The sequence below is a fragment of the Bordetella petrii genome (assembly GCF_017356245.1).
Lineage (GTDB): Bacteria > Pseudomonadota > Gammaproteobacteria > Burkholderiales > Burkholderiaceae_B > Bordetella_A > Bordetella_A petrii_D.
In genome coordinates this window covers 3067699-3089588 of record NZ_JAFMZZ010000001.1, presented here as the reverse complement: position 1 = coordinate 3089588, position 21890 = coordinate 3067699, and the positions used below count along the sequence as shown (strand labels likewise).

The following is a 21890-nucleotide window of genomic DNA, read 5'->3' as shown; positions in this document are numbered from 1 at the left end:
AGCGCCGCCGCGCGTGGGGCCTTTCAGGCCTTGCCGGCCGGCCAGGACTGCTCGCGGTATTCCTTGGCCTTGGCCTGCAGCCAGCGCTCGACCGACGGGAACACGAACTTGCTGACGTCGCCGCCCAATTGCGCGATTTCGCGCACGATGGTGCCCGAAATGAACTGGTACTGGTCGGACGGGGTCATGAACATGGTCTCGACCTCGGGCAGCAGGTGGCGGTTCATGCCGGCCATCTGGAACTCGTATTCGAAGTCGGACACGGCGCGCAGGCCCCGAACGATGACGCGGCCGTTCTGTTCGCGCACGAAGTCTTTCAGCAGCCCGGCGAAGCTTTGCACTTCGACGTTGGGATAGTGGCCCAGGACTTCGCGGGCGATCTCGACGCGCTCGTCGATGTTGAAGAACGGCTTTTTGTTGCGGCTGTGCGCGATGCCCACGACCACCTTGTCGAACAGGGCGGCGGCGCGGCGCACCAGATCTTCATGGCCGCGGGTCAGCGGGTCGAACGTACCTGGGTAGACGGCGGTAATCATGCGGGCTCCGTATCCTTGTAACTGGCGTACACCTTCCTCCGAACCTGGAATTATTGACCTATTTCCGCATTGCAGCAAATTGGAGCAATCCATAGTGGACGGCGCCCGCCCGGTCATGGCGCAGCACCTCGAAATCGTCCGGCGGCGCCAGGGGCGCTTCGGACTCGACATACACCAGGCCCTGCTCGGCCAGGATGCCCGGCAGCAGCGGCCACAGGCGCGGCAGCCAGTCCTGGCCGAAGGGCGGGTCGAGCAGGATCAGGTCGAAGCGCGAGGCGTCCATGCGCTGGACGACCTGCATGGCTTCGCCGGCATGGACGCGCACCGCGCCCGCGTCGAGCTTGTCGCGCAGGGCGCGCAGGGCGGCCACCGCCGTGCGGTCGTGCTCGACCAGCAGCACCTGCGACGCTCCGCGCGAGGCCGCCTCGAATCCCAGGGCCCCGCTGCCGGCGAACAGGTCCAGCACCCGCTTGCCGGCGAATTCGCCGGCCCACAGGTGCGCCAGCCAGTTGTACAGAGTTTCGCGCACCCGGTCGGGCGTGGGGCGCAGGCCCGGCACGTCCGGCACGGCGATGGGGGTGCGCCGGTACTGGCCGGCCACGATGCGGATAGGCTTGCCGCCTGTGTTGGGTTTCTTCAAGAGTACAGACCTCCTGCGCGAATAGTAGCCGGCCCGGGGGCCTGCGGCGGGCGGCGCGGCGATCGGAATATACTTTCGCCCATGTTCCGTTTCTTCAAGAAAAAATCCCCGCCCGCCACCCCCGCGCAGCCCGACGCCGCGCCGCCGGCGGACGCACCGGCCGCCGAAGTTCCGGCGGCCGCTCCGCCAGAGCCGCCCGCGGCGGCCGAGCCTGCGCCAGCCGCCGCGTCGGTGCCTGATGTGCCCGTTCCCGACGCGCCGCCTGTTCCGCCGGCTAGTGCCGAGCCCGCACCCGAGCCGGAGCCTGAGCCCGAACCGGAGCCCGAACCGGAGCCCGCACCCGAGCCCGCCAGGAAGGCGTCCTGGCTGGGCCGGCTCAGGCAGGGGCTGTCGCGCACCGGGCAGAGCCTGGGCGGGCTGTTCGTGGGCGTCAAGGTCGATGAAAACCTGTTCGAAGAACTCGAATCGGCGCTGATCATGGCCGACGCCGGGCTCGAGGCCACCGAGCAGCTGCTGACCGCGCTGCGCGCGCGGGTGCGCAAAGAACGCATCGAAGACGCCGCCCAGGTGAAGGTGGCGCTGCGCCAGGTGCTGGCCGACCACCTGCGCCCGCTCGAGCGCCCGTTCGACCTGCGCCGCGCCAGCCCGCTGGTGGTCATGATCGCGGGCGTCAACGGCGCCGGCAAGACCACCTCCATCGGCAAGCTGGCGCATACCTTCCAGCGGCAGGGCGCCAGCGTGCTGCTGGCCGCCGGCGACACCTTCCGCGCGGCGGCCCGCGAGCAGCTGATCGAATGGGGCAGCCGCAACAACGTCAGCGTCATCGCGCAAGAAGGCGGCGACCCGGCCGCCGTGGCGTTCGACGCGGTCAACGCCGGCCGCGCGCGCGGCGCGGGCGTGGTGATGGTGGACACGGCCGGCCGCCTGCCCACCCAGCTGCACCTGATGGAAGAGCTGAAGAAAATCCGCCGCGTCATCGGCAAGGCCGACGGGGCGGCGCCGCACGAGGTGCTGCTGGTGGTGGATGGCAATACCGGCCAGAACGCGCTGGCGCAGATCCGCGCCTTCGATGCCGCCATCGGGCTGACGGGCCTGGTGGTCACCAAGCTGGACGGCACGGCCAAGGGCGGCACGCTGGCCGCGGTGGCCGCCGGCAGCCAGGGCGTGCGGCCCGTTCCGGTGTACTGGATCGGCGTGGGCGAAGGCATGGAAGACCTGCAGCCCTTCGTGGCCGACGAATTCGCGGCTGCGCTGCTGGCCGATTAGCGTTGCGCCGGGCGGCCGCGCGGGTCGCCCCGGCCGCCTTGCCGGCGGCCGGCTACTTCCAGAATGGCTTGCTGTCGGCCAGCCGGTCGAAGGCCAGTTGCGCCTCGGCGATCAGCTTGTCGAGCCGGGCGCTGATCCAGCCCAGCGCGAACCAGGCCTGCGGGTGCGTGCCGACACATGCCTGGTAATAGTCTTTGGCCATGGCCAGATCGTTGATCTCGCCCAGCAGGTCCTGCACTTGCGCCAATTGCTTGCGATAGCCGCGCAGCCGGGCCTGCGGCAGCAGCGATTCGGCGAACGACAGCCCGTAGCGCAGGCGCTTGCCGCGCTTGCGCAGGTCGTGCCGCGCCGGGATGTCCAGCGCCGCGAAGTGCTTGCCCTGCGCGGCCACCTTGGCATGCCAGCGGTGCAGGCGGCCGGCCAGCAGCTTGCGCAGAGGCGGGGGCTCGGATTCGGCCGCCAGCGGAATGATGGTGGGCGTGACCGCCGGGGCGGCGGCGCCATCAAGCCGGAAGGCAGGCTCGGGCGCCGTGTCGGAAGCCGCCATGGGCGTCGGCGCGGCGGCGGGCGAGGGCGGCTGTACGTCCAGGCTCCATTCCAGCACGTCGAGCAGCCAGCCCTGGAAGGCCTTGCCCGCGGCAATGGCCTGCGCGTCGATATCGGGCGGCGGCGCATCGAAGGTGATGACGGGCATGCCGGCCTGCAGCAGCACCGGCGTGACGGTTTCGTTCAGCACGTCCTGGTCGCGGCTGAGTCCGAACGCCGCGAAATGGGTGCGCACGCCATCTTGCACGGCGGGCGGCGGCGGCGCGATCCAGCCGTCGAACAGCCGCCACGCTGAACGCAGGCGGCGCATGCCCACCCGCAGCTGGTGCACGTGTTCGGGCTGGCCGGCGGGGTACACGCCCAGCGTATCCACTTCGGCCAGCACGGCGGCGTTGCGCGACACCTGGTCCAGGCATTCGGCGGCCACGCGGCCCATGGCCTGGGCCGGCGTCAGGCTGTTGTCCAGTGTGACCGGGGCGGCGCCCTGCGGCGCCCAGAAGCGTGCGATGGCCGTGCCGCGGCGCACCTGGGCATCGGGGTCGTCGGCATCCAGCGCGGCCAGTTCGCGGGCCAGGCTGGCCAGCGCGTCGCCGCGCTCGGACTTGCTGCGCGCGTCCAGCACCAGGCCGTGGCGCTGCTGCCAGCGGCGCGCCACGGTGAAAATGGCAGCGGGGCGGCCCGACAGTAGCTCGAATTCCAGTTCCGAAATGGGCAGTTCCAGCGAACCGGCGCGCAGCACCCCGGTGTCGTAGGCCAGTTCGATGGTGCCGTGGCGGGTGCGCACCTGGCGCAGCAGGCGCTGCACGTCGGTTTCGTAGCACAGACCCAGTTCACCCTTTATGGCCGCCAGCGGCGCTTCGACCTCGGTGCCCGCGTAGACGGACAGGTCGAGTACGGGGCCGCTGCGCGCATGGTTGATCTCGAAGCGCGTGATGGCGTCGGCGCCCGGCATTTTCACGGTCTGCACCCAGTCGCGGCCTTCCTGGCGCAGCCGCAGGGCGATGCGCGCGCGCGCCAGTTCGCGCCCGGGGGTGTCGAAATACAGGGCATGCAGCCGGACGCGGCTGGCATTGCCCTGCCGCACTTCGTTCTGTACCGCCCGGCGCGCCGCGGCCGGGACGTGCAACTTCAATTCTTGTTCTGACATGGTCCGCGATCGCAGCTGAAACCGCCGATAGTACTCAAGACGGCAGCGCGGTTTGATGACCAGTCATAAAAAGTTCATCGAGGGGCGAGGGGGGCAGGTGTCTGACTCCCGCAGGGTGTCAGACACCGTTGTGTGCCGCGCCGTCTCAACCGTACGGTGTCAGGCGCCCTGCGAGAGCCTGACACCTGGGGGGTTACAGAATGCGCTTGCGCGCCTGGGTGATGATGATTTCAGCCACCACCACCACCGCGAAGATGGCGGCCAGCACCAGGGCGACGCGGTCCCATTGGAACAGGTTCATGGCGGTGTCGAGCGCCATGCCGATGCCGCCCGCGCCCACCAGGCCCAGCACGGCGGATTCGCGCACGTTGATGTCCCAGCGCAGCAGCACGATGGACCAGAACGCCGGGCGGATCTGCGGCCAGTAGCCGTACCACAGCACCGAACCCTTGCTGGCGCCGGTGGCCGTCAGGGCCTCGACCGGGCCGCGCTGCGCCTCTTCGATGGCTTCGCCCACCAGCTTGCCCACGAAGCCGATCGAGCGGAACGCGATGGCCAGCGTGCCCGCCAGCGGGCCCGGCCCGAAGATGGCGATGAACAGCAACGCCCATACCAGCGAGTTCACCGACCGGCTCGATACCAGGATCAGCCGCGCCAGCTGGTTCACCAGCTTGCTGGGCGTGAGGTTGGCGGCGGCCAGCAGGCCCACCGGCACGGCCAGCACCACCGACAGGATGGTGCCCAGCGTGGCGATGTGCAGGGTTTCCATCAGCGGGCCGTGCACGCCTTCGGCGTAGTACGACCAGTCGATGGGCCACATGCGGCTGAGCAGGTCGGCCATCTGCTCGGGGGCGTCGTACAGGAATTCGGGGATGACCTCGACACTGCGCAGCGCCTGCACGATGGCGGCCACCACCAGCAGGTACAGCGCGAAGCGCAGCAGCCGCTGCCCCATGGTGTAGCGCTGCCAGGTGCGCGGGTAGCCCGCGCCGGCGACGGAAACGGCGGGCGCGGTCATTCGTCGGCCTCGGGTTTTGCCGGCGGCTTGCCGCCCAGCCCGCGCGCCGCGTCGAAGCGGCGCTGCAGGATGGTGTCGAAGCCCAGGTTGTCGAGGAACACCGCGCGCACGAAGCGCGCCAGCAGTTCGCCCAGCATGATGATGGCGATCAGGGTGATCAGGATGGCGGCCACGAAGTCGTAGTCGAAGCGCTGGAAGGCCGAGAACAGCGTGCCCCCGATGCCGCCGGCGCCCACGATGCCCACCATGGTCGAGTTGCGCAGGTTCGAATCGAATTGATAGGTGGCAAAGCCGATGAAGCGGGCGAACACCTGCGGCAGCACGCCGAACAGGATCACGTTGGCGAACGACGCGCCGCTGGCCCGCACGGCCTCGACCTGCTTGAGCGAGATTTCTTCGATGGATTCGGTGAACAGCTTGCCGATGAAGCCCACCGATGCCACCGCCAGCGCCAGAATGCCGGCCAGCGCGCCGAAGCCGACCGCCTTGACGAACAGGATGGCGACAATGACGGGATGCAGCGAGCGGCACAGCGCCACCAGGGCGCGGGCGGGCCACGAAGCCCAGGCCGGCATCAGGTTGCGCGCGCCCAGCAGGCCGACCGGCAGCGCCACCACGATGCCCAGCACCGAGGCCAGCACGGCGATTTCCAGGCTTTCGGTCAGGCCCTGCCACAGCGTGTCGGGCTGCTGGATGCGCGGCGGGAACATGCGGCCCAGCAAGTTGGCGGCATGGCCCAGGCCGCTGTGGAAGCGTTCCAGGCTGAAGTCGAGCTGCCCGGCGGCGTACAGCGCGTACACGAATACCAGCGCGGCGATGGCCCGCGCCTGCCACGACAGAGCGAACGGGCGGCGCTTTACTGCAGCCACGATTCGCCTCCGTAGATGGCCTTCAGGGTGGCGGTGTCCAGCCCCTGGCCGTCGCCGTCGTACACGATGTGCCCGCCCGACATGCCGACGATGCGGCTGGCGTAGCGGCGCGCCAGTTCGACGTCGTGGATGTTGACCAGCACCGGGATGCCGCTGGCGCTGCCTTGCGCGGCCAGCAGTTCCATGATTTCGACCGAGGTTTTCGGGTCGAGCGACGAGGTGGGCTCGTCGGCCAGCAGCAGCTGCGGGCGCTGCATCAGGGCGCGCGCGATGCCCACGCGCTGGCGCTGGCCGCCCGACAGGGCGTCGGCGCGCTGGTCGCCGAAGCCGCCCAGGCCGACGATGTCGAGCAGCTGGTAGGCGCGCTCGATGTCATCGGGCTCGAAGCGCCGCATCCAGGCCTTGAAGGCGCTGCTGTAGCCCAGGCGTCCGGTCAGCAGGTTTTCCATGACGGTCAGGCGTTCGACCAGGTTGTATTCCTGGAACACCATGCCGATGCGGCGCCGCGCCTGGCGCAGCGCCGTGCCGCGGATGGCGGCCAGGTCGACCGCCCCATCAGCCGTGTGCAGCAGGATTTCGCCGCGGGTGGGGTCGATCAGCCGGTTGATACAGCGCAGCAGGGTGCTCTTGCCGGTGCCCGACGGGCCGATGATGGCGGTAAGGCCCTGGCCTTCGACATGCAGGTCGATGCCCTGGAGCACCGGCCGGCCGGCCCGGTATTCTTTTACCAGGCCGGCAATGCGTAAAGATGTGGTCATTGCTTACTGCTTGCCTTTGCTCTTGCTCTTGGCGGTTTCGCGGTCGTAGGCGTCGCGGTTGAAGCGTTCGCCGCCGGACTCGGCCACCTGCCGCACGATTGCCCAGTCTTTCTGGTAGGTAACCGGGTAGAAGCGGTCGGCGCCGTCGAAGGCTTCTTTCATTTCGTCGGGGAAGCGGAAGTCGTAGAAGCACTTCAGCATCTTGTCGCGGAACTTGGGCTCGAGGTCGTGCGCGTACGAGAACGACGAGGTCGGGAATTTCTCGCTGGTGTAGATGATGCGGAAATCGTCTTCCTTGATCTGGCCGCGCTCGGCCATGCGGTGGAACACGTCCGAGGCCACGGCGGCCGCGTCGTAGTCGCCCGAGTTCACGCCCATGACGGACTGGTCATGCTTGCCCGAGAAGATGATTTTGTAGTCTTTGTCGGGCACCAAGCCTTCTTTGGGGAACAGCGCCACGGGCGCCATGTGGCCCGAGTTCGACGAGGGCGACGTATGGGCCAGCTTCTTGCCCTTCAGGTCGCTGAGCTTCTTGTACGGGCTGTCTTTCTTGACGATGACGATCAGGTTGTAGCCCTGGAAGCCGTCGGCATAGCCCTTGACCGCGAACGGCACGGCGCCGGCGATGTTTACCGCATAGGCCGTGGGGCCGGTGGAAAAGCCGCCCACGTGCAGGCGGCCCGAGCGCATGGCTTCGATTTCGGCCGCGTTGCTTTGCACCTGGTAGAACACCACGCGCTTGCCCGTGCATTCGCTCAGGTATTCGGTGAACGGCTTGAAAATGTTGGCGTACACGGCCGGGTCTTCGACCGGGGTGTAGGTGAACACCAGCGTGGACGGCGTCTTGAGCTTGTCGGGATCGGTGGGCGTATCGGCGACCATGTCTTTGTTGGCGTCGCAATACATTTGGTCCAGGTCGCCGCGGTTGGAGCAGGTGTCGGCGGCATGGGCGGCTTGAAAGCCGAACGCCAGAGTAATGGCGGCGGCCGCTTGCAGCAGGCGCAGGGCTTGCATGATGGCGTCTCCTCAGTGTTCGAATATGACAGGACTTAAATATTCAAACACAAAAAAACGAAACCGCCCAGCCGGGAAATCACCTGCCTTTGTTTTCGTGTTGTTTTCGTGTCTCTTTCGTTTTTTTCGATTTGTTTTCGTTTTGCCGCAAAACCCGCGCTTATTTGCGATAACCGAGCTTGCGCGAAATTTCGCGCGCGCAGGCCAGCAGCGGTTTGGCGATCGTGCCGTCCCAGGCCACGTCGAACAGGCCCGACGGGCCCAGGCTGGTCAGCGCCAGCACGATGTTGCCCGTGCTGTCGAACACCGGCACCGACAGCGCGTCCACGCCCGGCAGCGGGTTGCCGATGGCGCGCGCCATGCCGTGCACGCGGATATCGGCCAGGCGCGCCTCGATGTCGGCGTAGGCCGCCTTGCGCGGCGGCTGCTGGCCGGCGATGACCGCGGTGTCGCCTTCTTCGCGGTCGATGTAGTGTTCGGCCACCTTGGGCGGCAGCCAGGCGGCGAACACCAGGCCGGTGGCGGTGTGCAGCATGGACATCACCGTGCCCTTGCGCATGTTCACGTGCACCGGATAGCTGGCTTCGGTCATGTGGATCATGGTGGGGCCGTGCGAGCCCAGCACGGCAATGCCCAGGGTGTGGCCGATGCTGGACTGCAGCGTGGCGATCTCGGGCATGGCCACGCGCACCGGGTCCAGCCGCTGCAGGCTGACCAGGCCCATCTGCAGGGCGAACGGCCCCAGTTCGTATTGGCCGGTAACGGCATCCTGCTGCACCAGGCCCACCCGGATGAAGCTGACCAGGTAGGGGTGCGCCTTGGCCGAGGTCATGCCGGCGGCGCCGGCCAGGTCGCGCAGGGTCAGCGGCTTGCCGGCCTCGACCAGGGCGGCAAGCAGCGGGAAGCCGACCTCTACCGACTGGATGCTGCGCCGGCCGTCGTTGGCGCGGGCGGGGGGCGGGCTGGCGGCGGTCATTGGTGTACCTTCGTGCGCCGCACTCCGGTATTCGCCCTTGGGGCGGCCCGGCGGGCTCATGGCTGTTGTCCGGCGGCGGCGCGGGCCTGCAGCAGCCGCTCGGCCATTTCGACGAAGCCGCCGCCGCCGTGGCGCGCGGCCACGTAGGCGGGGCGGTGGGCCAGGCGGTGCAGCAGGGCCTGGATATTGGCCACGCCCACCGACACGGGAAAGAACGCGAACATCGGCTCGTCGTTGGGCGAGTCGCCGATGAACAGGCAGCGCGGCAGCGCCTGGTCGATGTCCAGGCCCAGCTCGCGTTCGAACAGGGTGCGGGTCATGGTGAGCTTGTCGTAGTCGCCGAACCAGCCGTTGACGTGGATGGAGCTGACCTTGGCCTGGGCGCCGGCTTCCTGGAAGATCGCCACGATGCGGCTGACCGCCGCGTCCGGCAGCGCCGGCACGTCTTCGCAGAAGTCGATGGCCAGGTCGGCCACCCGGTAGTCCTGGTCGCCGGCCACGGCGGCGCCCGGCACTTCGCGCAGCACGCGGTCGCGGATGGCGTCCAGCCGGGCGCGGCTGGCGGCGCGCGCCTGCGCGTCGGCCCAGTAGTGCGCTTTCATGCGGCGCGCGGCCCGGTCGTAGGCGTAATAAAAGGCGCCGTTCTCGCCCACCACGGCGCGCACCGGCCACATGCGGGCGATGTGGTCGCACCAGCCGGCCGGGCGGCCCGTGATGGGCACCACCTGGATGCCGGCCGCGTCCAGCCGTTCCAGCGCCGCATACGCGTCGGCCGGCAGGCGCCCGTCGGTGGTCAGGGTGTCGTCGATATCGGTGAGCACGATGCGCACCGCCGCGGCAACGGAAGCAGGCATGGCTGCAAGTGCTTGCATGAAGGTCCTTGTGTTGTTCTGGCGGGTTTCTCCTGGGCGGAGTTTAACGTTCGGCGGCGGCGCGCCGGGCATCTGCCTGTGTTGAACCAATATATGTACCAATTCAAAAACAGGTTTGAATTTTGGTTTGCCACTGGTACTCTTTGATGCCGCCGCAATGATGGGCGCAGCAGCAGAAAAATGCCAAGAACAAGGAGGAGTACGGTGGACAAAAAACAAGTAATGTCGCTCATTTTCACGGCAAGCATGGCGCTTTGCACGGCATCGGCGGGCGCGGCCGATGCGGCTGGCGCCTATCCCCAGCGGCCCATCACCATAGTTGTACCATTTGGTGCCGGTGGTTCCGCGGATGTTTATGCCCGCTACCTGGGCGAGCAACTGCAGAAGCAGTTCGGCCAGTCGGTCGTGGTCGAGAACAAGCCGGGGGCCGGCGCGGTCATCGGCACGGCCGCGGTGGCGCGCGCCCAGCCCGACGGCTACACCCTGCTGGTGATGTCCAACACGCAGACCGTCAACGAGACCCTGCTCAAGGACAAGCCCTACGACCTGATGAAGGATTTCGAGCCGGTCGCGCCCATCAACGAGGCCAGCCTGGTGCTGGTCGTGAAGAAGGGCCTGGACGTTTCCAGCGTCAAGGACCTGATCGCGCTCGAAAAGAAAAAGCCCGGCGCGCTCAACTACGCGAGCTCGGGCATCGGCACGCCGTATCACATTGCCGGCGAGCTGTTCCGGTCGATGGCGGGCACCAACGCGCAGCACGTGCCTTACAAAAGCAGCGGCCAGGCGCGCACCGGCGTGGCCGCCGGCGAGGTGGACTACATGTTCGACGCCATTGCCACCATGCAGCCCTTCGTGGCCGACGGCCGCGTCAAGGCGCTGGCCACCACCGGCAAGCAGCGTTCGCCGGTATTCCCGGACCTGCCCACCGTCGGCGAAGCCGGCCTGCCCGGCTACGAGGCCAACATCTGGCTGGGCCTGCTGGCGCCCAAGGGCACGCCGCCGGCCATCGTGGCCAAGCTCAACCAGGCGGTCGGCGCCGTTGCCGGCAACCCGGCGGTCAAGCAGCAGTGGGCCAAGGACGGCGTCGCGCCCATGGTGATGACGCCGCAGGCCTTCAAGGAATACGTGCAGCAGGACATCGCGCGGCTGCGCAAGATCGCCCTGGACGCCAACATGGTGCAGCACTGAGTCCGCCGCGTTGCGAAACAAGCCCATGTCCACGGTCATCTACGTAAACGGCACGCGCCAAGAGGTGCACGCGCAGGAACAGCGCTTCCTGCTGGATATCCTGCGCAACGAGCTCGGCCTGAAAGGCAGCCACTTCGGCTGCGGCGAGGGCAGCTGCGGCGCATGCACGGTGCTGGTCGACGACGCGCCGGTCCATGCCTGCGACACGCCGCTGTGGTCGGTGGCGGGCAAGCAGGTGGTGACGGTAGAGGGGCTGGCCCGGCACGCCGCCGGCGCCAGGCTGCAGCAGGCCTTCATCAAGCATGGCGCGGCGCAGTGCGGCTACTGCACGTCCGGCATGCTGGTGGCGGCCACGGGGCTGTTGATCCGCTGTCCGTCGCCCGGCGGGCAGGCCATCCGCGAGCATATGGACCGCAATCTGTGCCGCTGCGGCAGCCACCTGCGCGTGATCCGGGCCATCGGCGAGGCGGCCGCGGCCGGCGAGGACACGCCATGAAAGAAGCCTTCGCGCCGCTGGCGTCCGACGACGGCGTTCCCGTCAGCCTGAAGAGCAACCCCCTGCTGTCGGCCTGGGTAAGCTTCAGCGAAAACGAGGGGTGCGTGTGCATCCATTCGGGCAAGGTCGAGCTGGGGCAGAACATCCTGACCGCGCTGGCGCAGATTGCGGCGCGCGCGCTGGCCGTGCCCGTTGCGCGCATCACGATGATGCCGGCCCGCACGGGAGCCAGCCCCGATGAATCCATTACCTCGGGCAGCCTGTCGATCCAGCACTCGGGCATGTCGCTGCGCATGGCATGCGGCCACGCGCGGCGGCTGTTCACCCAGTGCGCCGCCGCCCTGGCCGGCGTGGACCCGTCCGCAGTCAGCGTGCATGACGGGGCCTTCCTGGCGGGGGGCCGCGAACTGGGCACCTACTGGAGCCTGGCGCGCTATGTGGATCTGGCCGTGCCGGTCGAGCCGCCGCCCGGCCGCGAGGCCGCGCCGTCCGAAGCCGGCTGGAGCGAGCCGGCGCTGGGCCTGGCCGACAAGATGCACGGCCGCTACGGCTTCATCCACGACCTGTCGCTGCCGGACATGCTGCATGGGCGCATGCTGCGCCCGCCGTCCATCGGTGCGCGGCTGGTGCACCTGGACCCGGCTGCCGTGCAGGGCCTGGAATGCCCCGTGCAGGTGGTGCAGAGCGGCTCGCTGGTGGGCGTGCTGGCCCGGCACGAGCATGTGGCCGACCAGGCCGTGGCCCGCCTGGCCGCGTCGGCCCAGTGGCGCGAGCAGGCCTGCCTGCCCGCGCAAGACGAGCTGCCGGCCTGGCTGCGCCGCCAGCTGTGCGACACCCGGGTATACCGGCAGCAGGGGCCGGCCGACGCGGCCGGCGCGGCGGTCGCCAGCACCTGCACCGGCGATTATTTCAAGCCCTTCATCAAGCATGCCTCCATCGGCCCGTCGTGCGCGCATGCCTGCCTGCGGGGCGACGGCACTCTGAAGGTATGGATGCACGGGCAGGGCATCTACAACTTCAGGGCCGATCTCGCCGCGGCGTTCGGCATGGCGGCGGAACAGATCATCGTGGAACACGTGCCGGGCGCGGGCTGCTACGGGCACAATGGCGCCGACGACGCCGCTTTCGACGCGGCCTGGCTGGCGCGGCATGCGCCGGGCCGCCATGTGCGGGTGCAGTGGTCGCGCGCCGACGAATTGTGCTGGGCGCCGCAGGGGCCGCCGATGTCGGTGCGGCTGCAGGTGGACGTGGATGCGCGGGGCCGCATACTGGACTGGCGCGCCGACGCCTGGGGGCCGGGGCACAGCCTGCGGCCTGGCCGGGCCGACACGCCGACGCTGCTGGGCAGCTGGCACCACGATCCCCCCAGCCCGCGGCTGTCCGCCATCAACGCGCCCATTGCCGCGGGCGGCGGCGCCGAGCGCAATATCATTCCGTGCTACGACATTCCCTGCAGCGCGCTGTCGTCGCACCGCGTCATCGACATGCCCGTGCGCACGTCTTCGCTGCGCTGCCTGGGGGCCTTCGCCAATGTCTTCGCCATCGAGGCCATGGTCGACGACATCGCGCGCGCGCACGGCATCGATCCGGCCGACTACCGCCTGGGCATGCTGTCCGACCCGCGCGCCATCGCCGTCATCGACGCCGTGCGCGACATGAGCGGCTGGAACGGCAGGCCGGCCGGCAGCGCCGACATGGGATGGGGCATGGGCTACGCGCGCTACAAGAACAAGGGCGCGTACTGCGCGGTGGTGGCCCGCGTGACCGTGGCCGAGAAGGTGTCGGTGCGCGAGTTGTTCATTGCCGTGGACGTGGGCGAAGTCATCAACCCGGACGGCGTGGTGCAGCAGATCGAGGGGGGCGCCATCCAGGCCTGTTCCTGGGCCACTCTGGAGCAGGCGCGCTTCAGCGACAGGATGCTGACCGATGACGAATGGGAAAAATATCCGATCATCCGCTTTACCGACGTGCCCGACGTGCAGGTGCGCATTCTGCCCCGGCCCGACCAGCCGCCGATGGGCGCCGGCGAGCCATCGCTGGGGCCGGTGGCCGGCGCCATCGGCAACGCGGTGCGCGATGCGCTGGGCGTGCGGGTATCGGTGCTGCCCCTGGATTTCGACAATATTGCGCGCGCCATCGAGGTCGCCGCATGACACAGGCAACATAAAGGAGCACGAATGAAGCTGTCCATCTTGAGCGGGGGCGCCGCCCTGGGCCTGGTCGACGCGGTGCGCGCCAGGTTCGAGTCCGAGGCCGGCTGCCCGATCGAGGGCGAGTTCGGCGCCGTGGGCGCCATGAAAGAAAAACTGCTGGCCGGGACCGAGTGCGATATCGTGATCCTGTCGCGCAAGCTGGTGGATGGCCTGGCCGACGCCGGCCAGGTGCAGCCCGGCAGCGCGCGCGACCTGGGGGTGGTCAGCACCGGCGTTGGCGTCAAGGCCGGCGACCCCGCGGTGGCCGTGGACACGCCGGCCGCGTTCGGACAGGCCCTGCAGGATGCCGACGCGGTCTATGTGCCCGACATGCAGCGCTCCACCGCGGGCATCCACATGAAAAAAGTGTTCCAGCAGCTGGGCGTGCTGGATGGCATCGCGGCGAAGATCCGGGAATTTCCCAACGGCGCCACCGCCATGAAGGCCATGGCGGCGGCGCCGGGGCGGCCCGTGGGCTGCACCCAGATCACGGAAATCCTGTACAGCCCGGGCGTGCAGGCCGTGGGCCTGCTGCCCAGGGGCTGCGAGCTGGACACGGTGTACACCGCCGCCGTGGCCGCCGGCGCGCGCCAGGCCGGCCTGGCGCGCAAGCTGATCGAGATGTTGACCGACAGCAGCCTGGACACCTACAAGAACGCGCATGGGTTTCGGGTCTGAAGCCAGGTGTCAGGCTCCGCAGGTGCCTGACACCGTGCCGTCGGGACAGTCGATGCACGCTTCGGTGTCTGACACCCTGGCGGGAGTCAGACACTTGGCAAGGTATGTATCACCCGCCGTTTCCGTGCGGATACGACGATCATTTTCAACGAGAAAGGAATCAAAGTGAGGCTAGCAGCATACGAAGAGCAGGGTGCCGCCCGCATCGGCATTGTGTCGGCCGACGGCCAGTCGGTTCAGCCCCTGCAGCTGGACGGCGTGGACGCCCGGTCGGGCATCCTGCCCCTGATCACCGGGCAGGTCCCGCTGGCCGGCCTGGCTCGCCAGGCCGGCCCGGCCCGGCCGCTGAGCGGCGTGCGCCTGCGCGCGCCGGTGCCGCGGCCGGCGCGCAATGTCTTTTGCGTGGGCCGCAACTACCATGAGCACGCCAACGAGCTGTCGGGCTCGATCTTCAAAGACAGCAAAGACGGCGAGGCGTGGCCCATCATCTTTTCGAAGGTGCCCGAATCGGTCGTGGGCCCGGCGGACGATGTGCGCCTGCCCCAGGGGATATCGGCGGACATCGACTACGAAGCCGAACTGTGTGTGGTGATCGGCAAGCAGGGCAAGAACATCGCCCGCGCCGACGCGCTGGCCCACATCTACGGCTACACCATCGTCAACGACGTCACCGCGCGCGACGTGCAGCAGCGGCACCGCCAATGGCACCTGGGCAAGTCGTTCGACACGTTCTGCCCCATGGGGCCCTGGATCGTCACCGCCGACGAGCTGGATGCCGGCAGCATCGACATCCGCTGCCTGGTCAACGGCGAAGTCCGGCAATCGGCCAATACGCGCGACCTGATCTTCGACATCGGCACCATCATCGAGAACTGCTCGCGCGGCATCACCCTGTATCCGGGCGACGTCATCGCCACGGGCACGCCGGCGGGCGTCGGCATGGGCATGAACCCGCCGTGCTTCCTGAAAGACGGCGACGTGGTGCGGGTCGAGATCCAGGGCATCGGGCACATCGAGAACACGTTCAGGGCATAGCGGGGCGCCCGCGGGCGCCCCGGCGGCGGCCGGCCACGGCCCGGGGCAGGGCGGCCGGCCGACCCGCCGGCCGCCGGGGGCGCGCGCCCAACCCGCCCCGTCCAATGGGCGGTAAAATCAGGGTTTTCCTGCCCGTCCCCCCTCATTTCCATGTCTGCCCCGCTTGCCTCCATCGCGTCCGGCGCCGCGCCCGAATCCTTCGGCATCGCCTCGGTCGCCGAGATCATCGCCGAACTGCGCGCCGGCCGCATCGTCATCCTGGTCGACGAAGAAGACCGCGAAAACGAGGGCGACCTGGTCATGGCCGCCGAGTTCGTCACGCCCGAGGCCATCAATTTCATGGTCACCCACGGCCGCGGCCTGGTGTGCCTGACCCTTACCGAAGACCGCTGCCGCCAGCTCGAACTGCCGCTCATGGCCAGCCGCAACGGCACCCGCTACGGCACCAACTTCACCCAGTCCATCGAAGCCGCCGTCGGCGTCGAAACCGGCATTTCGGCGGCCGACCGCGCCCGCACCATCCAGGTGGCGGTGTCGCGCGACGCCAAGCCCAGCGACCTGGTCCAGCCCGGCCATATCTTCCCGGTGCGCGCCGTGCCCGGCGGCGTGCTGGTGCGGGCCGGCCACACTGAAGCCGGCTGCGACCTCACCGCCATGGCCGGCCTGACGCCGGCCGCGGTCATCTGCGAAATCCTCAATCCCGACGGCACCATGGCGCGCCTGCCCGACCTGGTCGAGTTCGCGCGCCAGCACAACCTGAAAATCGGCACCATCGCCGACCTGATCCAATACCGCAGCGAACACGAGTCCGTGGTCAAGCGCGTGGGCGACCGCAGCATGCAGACCGCCTGGGGCGAATTCCGCGCCGTGGCCTACCAGGACACGGCCAGCGGCTCGGCGCACCTGGCCCTGGTGCACGGCGACATCGATCCGCAGCGCGAAACCCTGGTGCGCGTGCACGAGCCCGCCTCCATCCTCGACGCGCTCGACGCCGGCGCCACCGCCCACAGCTGGGGCGTGGGCCGCGCCCTGCAGGCCATCGCCCAGGCGCCGGCCGGCGTGGTGGTGCTGATGAACTGCCAGTCGTCCGCCGAACACCTGTTCCAGCAGATCGCCGGCTGGGCCGACGCCGACCCGCGCCAGCCCGCCCGCGACGGCGACCGCTACGGGCTGCGCACCTACGGCATCGGCGCGCAGATCCTGCGCGACCTGAACGTCGGGCAGATGCGCCTGCTGGCCCGTCCGCGCAAAATGCCCAGCATGGCGGGCTTCTCGCTCACCATTACGGGTTACGATTGCGACCCCTCCACCTCCGCCACCTCCCTCAAGGCCGACACATGAACCCTTATATCCTCACCCCCGACCTGAACGGCGAAGGGCTGCACATCGGCATCGTGCGCGCCCGCTTCAACGAAGAAATCGGCCAGGCCGAGCTCGATGCCTGCCTGCAGCAGCTGGGTGAACTGGGCGTGGACGAGCGCGACGTCATGGTGGTTACGGTGCCCGGCGCGCTCGAAATGGGCGTGGCGCTGTCGCACATGGCCGAAACCTTCGAGTTCGACGCCCTGATCGCCCTGGGCGCGGTCATTCGCGGCGAAACCTATCATTTCGAGGTGGTCAGCAACGAAATGGCGCGCGCCATTTCCCGCATTTCACTGGAAACCGGCATTCCCGTGGCCAACGGCGTGCTTACCGTCGACACCGACGAGCAGGCGCAGGCCCGCGCGGCGGGCAAGGGCAGCGACTGCGCCCAGGTGGCGGTCGAAATGGCCAACCTGGTGGCGGCGCTGGAACCCGAAGAAGACGACGAAGACGAGGACGAAGATTTTGACGACGAAGAAACCGAACGCTGATAGCGCGGCGCAGGCGCGCGCCAGCGCCCGCAGCGCCCGCCGCCGCGCCCGCGAGTTCGCCCTGCAGGGCGTCTACGCATGGCTGCTGCGCGGCGGCGAAGGCACGCAAGACGCCGGCGAAATCGACGCTCACCTGCGCGATGCCGACGACTTCTCCGAAGCCGACGCGCAGTGGTTCAAGACGCTGCTGCACGGCGTGCTGCAAGAAGCCGGCGGCCTGCGCGAGCGCTTCACGCCCTACATCGACCGCCCGCTGGGCGAACTGTCGCCGGTCGAGCACGGCATACTGCTGATCGGCAGCTACGAATTGGTGCATCACCTCGAAGTGCCGTACAAGGTTGCCATCAACGAAGCCGTCGAGCTGGCCAAGTCGTTCGGCGGCACCGATGGCTTCAAGTTCGTCAACGGCGTACTCGACAAGCTGGCCGCCGACGTGCGCGCGGCCGAGGTGCAGGCTGCCGCGTCGCAGCGCCGCTAAGGCCGGCCGGCGCCGCCGCGGGCGCCGGCCTGGAGATCATCTTGGCGTCTGAATTCGACCTGATCGCGCGTTATTTCACGCGGCCCGCGCCGGCCGGCATGCTGGGGGTGGGCGACGACTGCGCCCTGTTTCCGGTGCCGCCGGGCATGCACATCGCCACCAGCACCGACCTGCTCATTCAGGGGCGGCACTTCTTTCCCGATGTCGATCCCCAGGCGCTGGGCCACAAGGCGCTGGCCGTCAATCTGTCCGACCTGGCCGCCATGGGCGCCCAGCCCATCGGCTGCGTGCTGGGCCTGGCGCTGCCGCAGGCCGACGAGGCCTGGCTGGCCGCGTTCGCGCGCGGCTTCCACGGCCTGGCCGATGCCCATGGCTGCCCCCTGATGGGCGGCGACACCACCCGCAGCCCGCACGGCCTGGCCATCAGCGTCACGGTGTTCGGCGCGGTGGCGCCCGGCCGCGCGCTGCGCCGCGATGCCGCCCGGGCCGGCGACCAGATCTGGGTGTCGGGCACGCTGGGGGCGGCCGATGTGGCCTACCGCCTGCTCGATGGCCAGCTGCCCGCCGACGCCGCCAGGCTGGCAGGGGCGCGCCGCGCGCTCGAATGGCCTTCGCCCCGTGTGGCGCTGGGGCAGGCACTGGGCGGCCTGGCGCACGCCGCCATCGACATTTCCGACGGGCTGCTGCAAGACCTGGGCCATGTGCTGGCCGCCAGCGGCGTGGGCGCGCAGCTGCGCTACGACGCCATGCCCGCGGCGGCGGCCGTGCAGGGGCTGCCGCCAGAGGCGGCGGCGCAAGCCGTGCTGGGCGGCGGCGATGCCTACGAACTCTGCTTTACCGCGGCGCCCGGCGACCGCGACCGCGTGCTGGCCGCCGCGGCTGGCGCCGGCGTACCGGTTACCGCCATCGGCCATATCGACCCGCGCCCCGGCATCGTGGTGCTGGGCGCCGACGGGCAGCCCATGGCCGGCCTGCCGCGCGGCTTCGACCACTTCCCCGCTTCCTGATCCCATGACCGCTTCGACCGATTCTTCCTCCGCCTCGATGCGCAGCCGCATGCGCGTGGCCTACCCGGCGCCGCGCTGGGTGGCGCGCGACCCGGGCCGGCTGATTGCCTTCGGCTTCGGCAGCGGGCTGCTGCGCCCGGCCTCGGGCACCTGGGGCACGCTGCTGGCGTGGCTGATCTGGGCGGCCGCCGCCCCGGCCGCCTCGGACCTGGCGCTGGCCGTCTTCCTGGCCGTGGCCTTTGCCTATGGCTGCTGGGCCTGCCATCGGGTCACGCGCGAATTGCAGGTCGACGATCATGTCGGTATCGTGTGGGACGAGATGGTCGCGTTCTGGCTGGTGCTGTGGCTCACGCCCGATGCCTTCGCCGCGCAGTTGCTTGCCTTCGGCCTGTTCCGGCTGTTCGACATCGCCAAGCCGCCGCCCATCAAGTATTTCGACGCCAAGGTCAAAGGCGGTTTCGGCGTGATGTGGGACGACATCGTGGCCGCCGCCTATGCGCTGCTGGTCATGGCCGTCGCCGTGCGTCTGGGAGCCTTCGCATGAATACGCAGCACAAGCCGGTGCCGGGGCTGGCGCCGGCTTCGCTATCGCAGGCTCAGGCCCTGGGCCTGGCCGAGCGCCTGGGGGCGGCCCTGCAGCGCCGCGGCCTGGTCGTGGGCACGGCCGAGTCCTGCACCGGCGGCCTGCTGGCGGGCGCCATTACCGCGGTGGCGGGTTCCAGCGCATGGTTCGAGCGCGGCTTCGTCACCTACAGCAACGCCGCCAAGGTGGCCGAACTGGGCGTATCGGCCGATACGCTCGAACGCTTCGGCGCCGTCAGCGAAGAAACCGCACTGGAAATGGCCAATGGCGTGCTGCTGGCCAGCCCCGATGTGCACATCGCCGCGTCCACCACCGGCATCGCCGGGCCGGGCGGCGCCACCCCCGGCAAGCCGGTGGGCATGGTGTGCTTCGGCTTTGCCATACGCGGGGCCGAAGGCATTACCTCGCGCGCATCCACGCAGGTGTTCGCCGGCGACCGCGCCCAGGTGCGGCAAGGGTCGGTGGTGTATGCGCTGCGCGGGCTGCTGGAACTGATCGGCGAGCCCGTCAACCGCAGCCGCCCGTAACGGGCCGCCGTGCAGGCTGCGCAGGTGTCTGGCTCCGCCTACATGTCAGCGTACCGCGTTGATCGCGTCGCGCAGGTCGCGCGCGGCGTCGGCGGCTGCCTGGCGCCAGTCGTCGCCGCCGCTGGCGTACAGAATGGCGCGCGATGAATTCACCATCATGCCTGTGCCGGCCGCATTGCGGCCGGCGTTCACCGTGGCGGTGACATCGCCGCCCTGTGCGCCGATGCCGGGCACCAGCAGCGGCATGGCGTCGCCCACGCGCTGGCGCACCGCGGCCAATTCATTCGGGAAGGTCGCGCCCACCACCAGGCCGCATTGCCCGTCGGCGTTCCACTTGTCGGCCACCAGGCCGGCCACGTGCAGGTACACGGGTTCGCCGCTGTCCAGCTTCAGGAACTGCAGGTCGGAGCCGCCCGGGTTCGAGGTGCGGCACAGCACGATCACGCCGCGGTCTTTCCAGCCCAGGTAGGGTTCGACCGAATCCAGCCCCATGTACGGGTTCACCGTCATGGCGTGCGCGCCGTAACGTTCGTAGGCTTCGCGCGCGTAATGTTCGGCGGTGGTGCCGATATCGCCGCGCTTGGCGTCCAGCACGATGGGCAGTTGCGGATGCGCCGCGCGGATGTGCGCGCACAGGGCCTCGAGCTGGTCTTCGGCGCGGTGCGCGGCGAAATACGCGATCTGCGGCTTGAAGCTGCACGCGTACGGCGCGGTGGCGTCGACGATTTCGCGGCAGAACTGGAAGATGGCGTCGGGCTTGCCGTCGAGTTCGCGCGGAAAGCGCTGCGGGTCGGGGTCCAGGCCCACCTGCAGCAAGGTGTTGCCGGCGGTCCAGGCGTGTTCGAGTTGTTGGATGAAGGTCATGGGTTCAGTGCAGTTTGACGCGCGGATGGGTGCGGCGCATCAGCAGGCGGGCCAGCGCCATGGATGCCGTGCGCCAGGCGCCCAGCACGGCGTAATGGTGCATCAGGTGCAGGCTCATGTACATCAGGCGCGCCAGTGTACCGCTGACGAACAGGCCGCGTCCGGCCAGCTTGCCCATCAGGCTGCCCACGCCGGCGTCCTGCCCCAGCGACACCAGCGAACCTCGGTCCAGGTACTGGTAGGGGGCCTGCGGCTCGGCGCTGCCGCGGATGCGGGCGCTGATCTTGCGCGCCAGGTAGCCGGCCTCTTGGTGGGCCGCCTGCGCGCGGGCCGGCACGGTGCCGCCGTTGCCGCGCGGCACGGCGCAGCAGTCGCCCAGCGCCAGGATGCGCGGATCGGGCGATTGCAGGCGGTCGTCGACTTCCAGTTGCCCTGCGCGGTTCAGGGGCATGTCCAGCGCGGCCAGCAGGGGCGGGCCCTGGATGCCGGCCGCCCACATGCACAGGCTGGCGGCAAACTCGCGGCCATCGGCCGTCTTGACGCTGCGCGGGGTGACTTCGGCCACACGGCAGTCGGTCTCGACCCGGATGCCCAGCTCGGTCAGGCGCGCCAGGGCCGCGTCCGAGATTTTTTCGGGCAGCGCCGCCAGGATGCGCGGCGCGCCTTCGACCAGGGTGATCGCCAGGTCGCGCTCGGCGCGGAAATTCGGCAGGCCGTAGGCGGCCACGGTGTTGCCGGCTTCGTGCAGTTCCACTGCCAGCTCTACCCCGGTGGCGCCGCCGCCCACGATCACCAGGTCCAGCCTGGCCGACGGGTCGCGCACCTTGGCCTGGTCGACCTGCACCATGGCCTTGAGCATGGTCAGGCGGAATTCCTCGGCGTTCTCGGTGTTGTCCAGCGTGACGGCATATTGCGCCGCGCCGGGCGTGTTGAAGAAGTTGGAGACGCTGCCCACCGCCAGCACCAGGGTGTCGTAGGCCAGTTCGCGGCGCGGCAGCACTTCGTCGCCGTGGGAGTCCTGCACGGCGCCGATCGTGATGGCGCGGTGTTCGCGGTCGACGTCCTGCAGTTCGCCCAGCGCGAAAGTAAACCCGCACAGGTTGGCCAGCATCAGGTACGACAGGCCTTCCTGGTAGATGTCCAGCGTGCCCGCGGCGGCTTCGTGCAGCGACGGTTTCCAGATGTGGATGGGGCGGCTGTCGACCAGCGTGACACACTGCGGGCCGTGCCGGCGCCCCAGTTTGGCGGCAAGCTCCAGCCCGCCGGCACCGCCGCCGACAATGACAACGCGATGAGAGGGGGGCGGCCGGGTTGGGTCGTTTGCCATGTTGTTCAGTATAGGGCTTG

At 69.1% G+C, this 21890-nt stretch carries 23 protein-coding genes; 12 read left to right on the top strand and 11 right to left on the bottom strand.

Annotated features, from left to right (window positions below; translation table 11 throughout):
• Positions 1-23: 23 nt before the first annotated feature.
• Together coaD and rsmD are read right to left on the bottom strand one after the other, a co-directional pair.
• Entirely contained in the window at positions 24-536 is a 513-nt protein-coding gene (coaD, locus tag J2P76_RS14895; protein ID WP_207408468.1) for a pantetheine-phosphate adenylyltransferase, read from the bottom strand.
• Positions 537-594: 58 nt separating this feature from the next.
• A complete protein-coding gene (gene rsmD / locus J2P76_RS23665; protein WP_242697377.1) occupies positions 595-1176 on the bottom strand; it encodes a 16S rRNA (guanine(966)-N(2))-methyltransferase RsmD in 582 nt (193 codons plus the stop codon).
• An 81-nt stretch (positions 1177-1257) separates the two neighbouring features.
• Between rsmD and ftsY the strand changes: the two genes are divergently transcribed.
• Complete coding sequence (ftsY, locus tag J2P76_RS23660) at positions 1258-2442, top strand: signal recognition particle-docking protein FtsY (RefSeq protein WP_242697376.1); 1185 nt, start codon at positions 1258-1260, stop codon at positions 2440-2442.
• A gap of 52 nt (positions 2443-2494) precedes the next feature.
• Here the strand turns inward: ftsY and J2P76_RS14880 are convergent, their stop codons facing one another.
• The 7 genes from J2P76_RS14880 to J2P76_RS14850 form a co-directional block, all read right to left on the bottom strand.
• Positions 2495-4135 (bottom strand): CYTH and CHAD domain-containing protein, encoded by a 1641-nt coding sequence (locus J2P76_RS14880; protein ID WP_207408465.1) that lies wholly within the window; start codon positions 4133-4135, stop codon positions 2495-2497.
• A gap of 193 nt (positions 4136-4328) precedes the next feature.
• A complete protein-coding gene (gene phnE / locus J2P76_RS14875) occupies positions 4329-5153 on the bottom strand; it encodes a phosphonate ABC transporter, permease protein PhnE (protein WP_207408464.1) in 825 nt (274 codons plus the stop codon).
• Positions 5150-6022, bottom strand: coding sequence for a phosphonate ABC transporter, permease protein PhnE (gene phnE, locus J2P76_RS14870; protein ID WP_207408463.1), 873 nt, complete (start codon positions 6020-6022; stop codon positions 5150-5152). The genes phnE (J2P76_RS14875) and phnE (J2P76_RS14870) overlap by 4 nt, the downstream gene beginning before the upstream one ends.
• Positions 6010-6780, bottom strand: coding sequence for a phosphonate ABC transporter ATP-binding protein (gene phnC, locus J2P76_RS14865; RefSeq protein ID WP_207408462.1), 771 nt, complete (start codon positions 6778-6780; stop codon positions 6010-6012). Before phnC ends, phnE (J2P76_RS14870) begins: the two co-directional genes overlap by 13 nt.
• 3 nt (positions 6781-6783) lie before the next feature.
• The gene (phnD, locus tag J2P76_RS14860) at positions 6784-7794 is read right to left on the bottom strand and encodes a phosphate/phosphite/phosphonate ABC transporter substrate-binding protein (protein ID WP_207408461.1); all 1011 of its coding nucleotides are present in this window, start codon (positions 7792-7794) and stop codon (positions 6784-6786) included.
• A 160-nt stretch (positions 7795-7954) separates the two neighbouring features.
• A complete protein-coding gene (locus J2P76_RS14855) occupies positions 7955-8770 on the bottom strand; it encodes an IclR family transcriptional regulator (protein WP_207408460.1) in 816 nt (271 codons plus the stop codon).
• Between the two features lie 56 nt (positions 8771-8826).
• Complete coding sequence (locus J2P76_RS14850; RefSeq protein WP_207408459.1) at positions 8827-9642, bottom strand: HAD family hydrolase; 816 nt, start codon at positions 9640-9642, stop codon at positions 8827-8829.
• Positions 9643-9846: 204 nt separating this feature from the next.
• Between J2P76_RS14850 and J2P76_RS14845 the strand changes: the two genes are divergently transcribed.
• The 11 genes from J2P76_RS14845 to J2P76_RS14795 all read left to right on the top strand — a co-directional run bounded on the left by J2P76_RS14845 (position 9847) and on the right by J2P76_RS14795 (position 19679).
• A complete protein-coding gene (locus J2P76_RS14845; RefSeq protein WP_347565322.1) occupies positions 9847-10830 on the top strand; it encodes a tripartite tricarboxylate transporter substrate binding protein in 984 nt (327 codons plus the stop codon).
• 25 nt (positions 10831-10855) lie between these two features.
• Complete coding sequence (locus J2P76_RS14840; protein WP_207408458.1) at positions 10856-11326, top strand: (2Fe-2S)-binding protein; 471 nt, start codon at positions 10856-10858, stop codon at positions 11324-11326.
• Positions 11323-13479 carry a molybdopterin cofactor-binding domain-containing protein gene (locus J2P76_RS14835; protein ID WP_207408457.1) on the top strand — a complete coding sequence of 719 codons (2157 nt, stop codon included), beginning with the start codon at positions 11323-11325 and terminating at the stop codon, positions 13477-13479. Before J2P76_RS14840 ends, J2P76_RS14835 begins: the two co-directional genes overlap by 4 nt.
• Positions 13480-13503: 24 nt before the next feature.
• A complete protein-coding gene (locus J2P76_RS14830) occupies positions 13504-14196 on the top strand; it encodes a molybdate ABC transporter substrate-binding protein (RefSeq protein WP_207408456.1) in 693 nt (230 codons plus the stop codon).
• A 165-nt stretch (positions 14197-14361) separates the two neighbouring features.
• Positions 14362-15231 carry a fumarylacetoacetate hydrolase family protein gene (locus J2P76_RS14825; RefSeq protein WP_207408455.1) on the top strand — a complete coding sequence of 290 codons (870 nt, stop codon included), beginning with the start codon at positions 14362-14364 and terminating at the stop codon, positions 15229-15231.
• A gap of 150 nt (positions 15232-15381) precedes the next feature.
• A complete protein-coding gene (ribBA, locus tag J2P76_RS14820; protein ID WP_207408454.1) occupies positions 15382-16572 on the top strand; it encodes a bifunctional 3,4-dihydroxy-2-butanone-4-phosphate synthase/GTP cyclohydrolase II in 1191 nt (396 codons plus the stop codon).
• Positions 16569-17084, top strand: coding sequence for a 6,7-dimethyl-8-ribityllumazine synthase (ribH, locus tag J2P76_RS14815; protein WP_207408453.1), 516 nt, complete (start codon positions 16569-16571; stop codon positions 17082-17084). The genes ribBA and ribH overlap by 4 nt, the downstream gene beginning before the upstream one ends.
• Positions 17059-17562: a transcription antitermination factor NusB gene (gene nusB, locus J2P76_RS14810; protein ID WP_207408452.1), complete on the top strand. Its 504-nt coding sequence runs from the start codon at positions 17059-17061 to the stop codon at positions 17560-17562. Before ribH ends, nusB begins: the two co-directional genes overlap by 26 nt.
• Positions 17563-17603: 41 nt before the next feature.
• A complete protein-coding gene (gene thiL, locus J2P76_RS14805) occupies positions 17604-18569 on the top strand; it encodes a thiamine-phosphate kinase (RefSeq protein ID WP_207408451.1) in 966 nt (321 codons plus the stop codon).
• A 37-nt stretch (positions 18570-18606) separates the two neighbouring features.
• Positions 18607-19113 (top strand): phosphatidylglycerophosphatase A family protein, encoded by a 507-nt coding sequence (locus tag J2P76_RS14800; RefSeq protein WP_207409216.1) that lies wholly within the window; start codon positions 18607-18609, stop codon positions 19111-19113.
• Entirely contained in the window at positions 19110-19679 is a 570-nt protein-coding gene (locus tag J2P76_RS14795) for a CinA family protein (protein WP_207408450.1), read from the top strand. Before J2P76_RS14800 ends, J2P76_RS14795 begins: the two co-directional genes overlap by 4 nt.
• A 45-nt stretch (positions 19680-19724) precedes the next feature.
• On the opposite strand, the gene pyrF is transcribed toward J2P76_RS14795, so the two are convergent.
• Together pyrF and J2P76_RS14785 are read right to left on the bottom strand one after the other, a co-directional pair.
• A complete protein-coding gene (pyrF, locus tag J2P76_RS14790) occupies positions 19725-20543 on the bottom strand; it encodes an orotidine-5'-phosphate decarboxylase (protein WP_207408449.1) in 819 nt (272 codons plus the stop codon).
• Between the two features lie 4 nt (positions 20544-20547).
• Positions 20548-21870: an NAD(P)/FAD-dependent oxidoreductase gene (locus J2P76_RS14785; protein ID WP_207408448.1), complete on the bottom strand. Its 1323-nt coding sequence runs from the start codon at positions 21868-21870 to the stop codon at positions 20548-20550.
• Positions 21871-21890: the final 20 nt, after the last annotated feature.